Raw genomic sequence first — 3,753 nt, forward strand, 5'->3', positions numbered from 1 at the left:
CACCTGCTATTTCATCAAACAAAACAACAATAATCTTGTAAAAACAAGAAAACTATTTATTAAAAAGAAGGACAACTAATCATCCTGAATTTCGGAGATGGTTTTTTACAAGGAATTGTTAATCCTAGAGAAACTTCATGCGCTCCACCAGAAACCCCATTGTTTAACTGAGATACGGTTATATCGTAACTATACCCCACTTTAAAATTGTCTAATTCTATACCAACCAAAAGAATAAATGCATCTCTATTTCTTAAAAAAGCACCTGCCGTAAAAGCCGAATATTTAACGTATGTACCTAAATTCAACTGCTGAAAACCTTGCTGGTAAGAGTACAAAATGGTCGGCATAATAGTCGTTACATTTTGATATTGTGATTTAGACCCTAAAGGAATAGTTGCTGAAGTATGCGCTGTTAGTCGAATAGGCATTTTACTTTCTCCAACAATCACGGATTCATTTGGACGGTTTAAATGTTTAGCCGCCACACCCACGTTAAAGTTTTCATTAAACAAAATCACACCTGCTGACGCATCAAAGAAACCTCTACTTCCACCTCTAACAACATCTTGTGTAGCATAGATAAACCCTCTTCTAGAATCTATTTGATCGGCGAACGACAATTTAGACCAATCCAAGAATTTTTGATTCCATGTAGCCTGTGCACCCAACAGTGCAGACCACTTTCTATTGATTTTTAAGTGATATGAGTAAATAAGTGATAGGTGCGAATGATTCAAGGTATTTCCAGCCATTCTATCGTGAACGGCGGTTACACCAAATCCTCCATTTATATTATCAAAATATTGATCATACGAAGCTGCATAACTCACAAAGTTTCCTGTTAGTGAGGGCCATTGGTTCCTGTAATTGGTAGCTATCCGAGGACAACCATTAGACCCTGCAAAAGCAGGATTTAAATACAGGGGGTTAGCATAGAATTGCGAAAATTCCAAATCTTGGGCTACTACCAAGCTGCTAACAATTGTTGCGATGAATACAATAACTTTTCTCATTTCCTTACATGTTTAAAATGCGGCGTGCATTTCGGTTTGGTTTTAATTTATAGCGAAGGGTTAATTGATGACACAGATACTTCTTGCTGTCAATTTGACTTCGGGAGTAATCTGCATTATAGATGAACCTCACTCTTTTCGCGTCTACCCCTAACGAAAGAGCTGGGTCAAAATCATTACTTATGGCCCCTCCAAAATGAGCACCTTTGAATTTAATATTAGCTCCGACCCATAGCTCATTCCAACTTCCTTGCTGTTGGTAAATGGCATAAGTAGATAACACAGTTTTTTTAGAAAGCGATTTGTAATCTGTTCCTATTTGTGCCTGATAGAAGGGACTAGCTTTAAAGTCTGAACTTAAATCATTGGAGTAAATATTGTTAAAATGTCTTCCAACATTATCGATACTTGCCCCTGCGTAAAACCATGGTGTATTTAATAAGAACCCTGCTTGAACATCTCTATACCATAAAGATTGTCCAGTAGGTGTTTGACCTTCCTCGAAAAACTGTAGCGGCCTTCCTCTATCCAGCTCTATCACTGAACCCATTACTAATTTATCTGCATCAATTTGTTTATTTCCAAACCTAAAACGCAATGCAGGTTCTAATGAAAATTTTTCTCCCAAACTAATTTTTGGTGAGTAGGTAAAGGCTCCCTCCATTGTTTGAACAGCCCCATTATCTATTGTACTATGGTTTAAATCAACACCTATTCCTCCTTTTAATTCGTACACATATGTATCAAAGGATAATCTATTTGAAATTTGGCTAGATGAAGTACCTAGGTATTGCCCTCTTGTAGCCCATTGAATTTTTGGCGCTACCTGCGTACCCACCATTCCCGGGTTTACAGCAAATCCGGTTGCTGATGGTAAACTGTAATATTGATCTCTGTAATTTTTCAATGCTACAGGATTGTTCATGGTGCGTTTTACATCTCTTGAAAACTCATACAATGCTCGCTTCAGTGTAAAAGCTCTTTTATTCGAGCTTGAATGTTGCGCATTGTGATTCACTTTGCTATTAGGCGTATTGCTACTGCTTTCAAAATCATTTGCAGCTCTATCATTCGATGAAGTAACTTTTCTTTCTTCATCATCTAATGTTGCAACAATCTGAGACAAACGTTCTTCAAATTGTTGTTGATTTGTAGTCTGTAGTTCACTTGAAGTTGACGCATCTAAAACTACTTCCTCTCTATTTACAAAATGAAACTGATCCTCTAAAAATGAACGATTAATTGTCCTTTGAGGATTAGTATATGATAAATTTGACTGAATTTCTTGTGCACTATTTTCACCCTTGTTCAAGGAAATAGACGGAGTAACATCTTCTGTTTGCACTTGAGAAAGTAAACCAGTTCTGAACGCATCATTTTGAATTGTAAGATCTAGATCTTTAGAAGCATAGGTCGCTTTTGATTCATCTGATAAAAATAACCAAGCGCTTGCACCCAAACCGAGTACAAAAGCACTCAGTACTCCCCAATAAACAGGAGCAATCTTTCTTTTGTCTTTGAGTAATGCCTGTGTATCAAAAGCAACGGGGTCAGCTTCTACTGAAGCCATCTTCCAAGCGTCTAAATCTGCCGACAATTCGGGATGCACGGCAATAAAATCCATCAACATCTTCTCTTGCGCCGGAGAAAGGTTTCCCTCGTGCAATTCAAACATCCACTTATCTATGTTTTGGATAGAAGGTTCGCTCATTGAAATATAGTTAAATCCTTTAATTGTTTTTGCATTTTCTTTCTTGCTCTGTACAAGTACACCTTAACTTGAGAATCAGAAAGTGATAACATTTCTCCAATTTCTTGGTAGTTATATCCCTCTAAATCTCGCAGTAACACAATACTCTTTTGAATAGGCGGAAGCAACTCCAAAACCTTTTCAATGATTTCCTTCGCTTCAAAACTGTGATTTTCAAATCCACGCTCAGGAAGCGTTTCTGAATTATACACCGTTCTCTTTTTCTTTTTCACGAAGTTGATCAACGTATTGTGTGCGGTGGTAAACATCCAAGATTTCGCCTTCTCGCGCTCTATCTTTTTCCTGTTTTTCCAAAGCTTTTCAAAAACATCTTGTACAATATCATTGCTGTCAGCCTCAACTCTGAGGTACTTTAACACATAGCCGTATAAACGACCGGCGTGTTCATTAACAACTTCATTGTACTCCGTTCTCGTCAAAAGAATGTCCGCTTTAACAATTAAAACAATTTAACCGGTCCTAAAGTTACACCCTTAAAAAAAAGATTTTTGAAAAGTGGTTTTCTACTATTAGGACGCTATGTATAAAAGTAATAAATTTTTAACGAACACTTTGTCTTTTAACATTTTAAGCACACACTCTTGCTAACTCATTATGCACTCCTAGCAACTATAATCCAGAAAACAAACGAAATTCTACGTTAAAATTCTATGAATTTATATATGAAATGAAGATATTTTTAGTTAAGTTTATTGGGTAAACTATACACTATGAAGACACCGGAAAGATTATTTGACATCCCCTACTTACAAATGGAACAGTACCCTCAAGAGGTAATGTTTTCTACAAAAGTGGACAACAAGTGGACGGCTATTTCTACCAAGGAATTTCTCGAGCAAGCCAACGAAGTTTCCAAAGGGTTAATTGCTCTTGGAATACAGCCAGGTGATAAAATCGCTTTGGTTTCTCCGAACAGGTATGAATGGAATATTATGGATATTGGAATTCAACAGACGGGAGCTATAG

4 protein-coding genes are annotated in these 3,753 nt (G+C 37.0%); 1 reads left to right on the forward strand and 3 read right to left on the reverse strand.

Annotation, left to right across the window (positions count from 1 at the left end; genetic code table 11):
- Window positions 1–59: 59 nt before the first annotated feature.
- Genes R3333_RS13145 through R3333_RS13155 form a run of 3 tightly spaced genes read right to left on the reverse strand, consistent with a single transcriptional unit; the run spans window position 60 to window position 3,206 of the window.
- Window positions 60–1,016 carry a type IX secretion system membrane protein PorP/SprF gene (locus tag R3333_RS13145; RefSeq protein ID WP_318959230.1) on the reverse strand — a complete coding sequence of 319 codons (957 nt, stop codon included), beginning with the start codon at window positions 1,014–1,016 and terminating at the stop codon, window positions 60–62.
- A 4-nt stretch (window positions 1,017–1,020) separates the two neighbouring features.
- The gene (locus tag R3333_RS13150) at window positions 1,021–2,727 is read right to left on the reverse strand and encodes a PorP/SprF family type IX secretion system membrane protein (protein WP_318959231.1); all 1,707 of its coding nucleotides are present in this window, start codon (window positions 2,725–2,727) and stop codon (window positions 1,021–1,023) included.
- Window positions 2,724–3,206, reverse strand: coding sequence for an RNA polymerase sigma factor (locus R3333_RS13155; protein ID WP_318959232.1), 483 nt, complete (start codon window positions 3,204–3,206; stop codon window positions 2,724–2,726). The genes R3333_RS13150 and R3333_RS13155 overlap by 4 nt, the downstream gene beginning before the upstream one ends.
- Window positions 3,207–3,497: 291 nt before the next feature.
- Between R3333_RS13155 and R3333_RS13160 the strand changes: the two genes are divergently transcribed.
- Window positions 3,498–3,753, forward strand: a 256-nt coding sequence (locus tag R3333_RS13160) for an AMP-binding protein (RefSeq protein ID WP_318959233.1), incomplete at its 3' end; no start/stop codon positions are given.

It is taken from the genome of Lishizhenia sp. (assembly GCF_033720595.1).
Taxonomy (GTDB): domain Bacteria; phylum Bacteroidota; class Bacteroidia; order Flavobacteriales_D; family Crocinitomicaceae; genus Lishizhenia.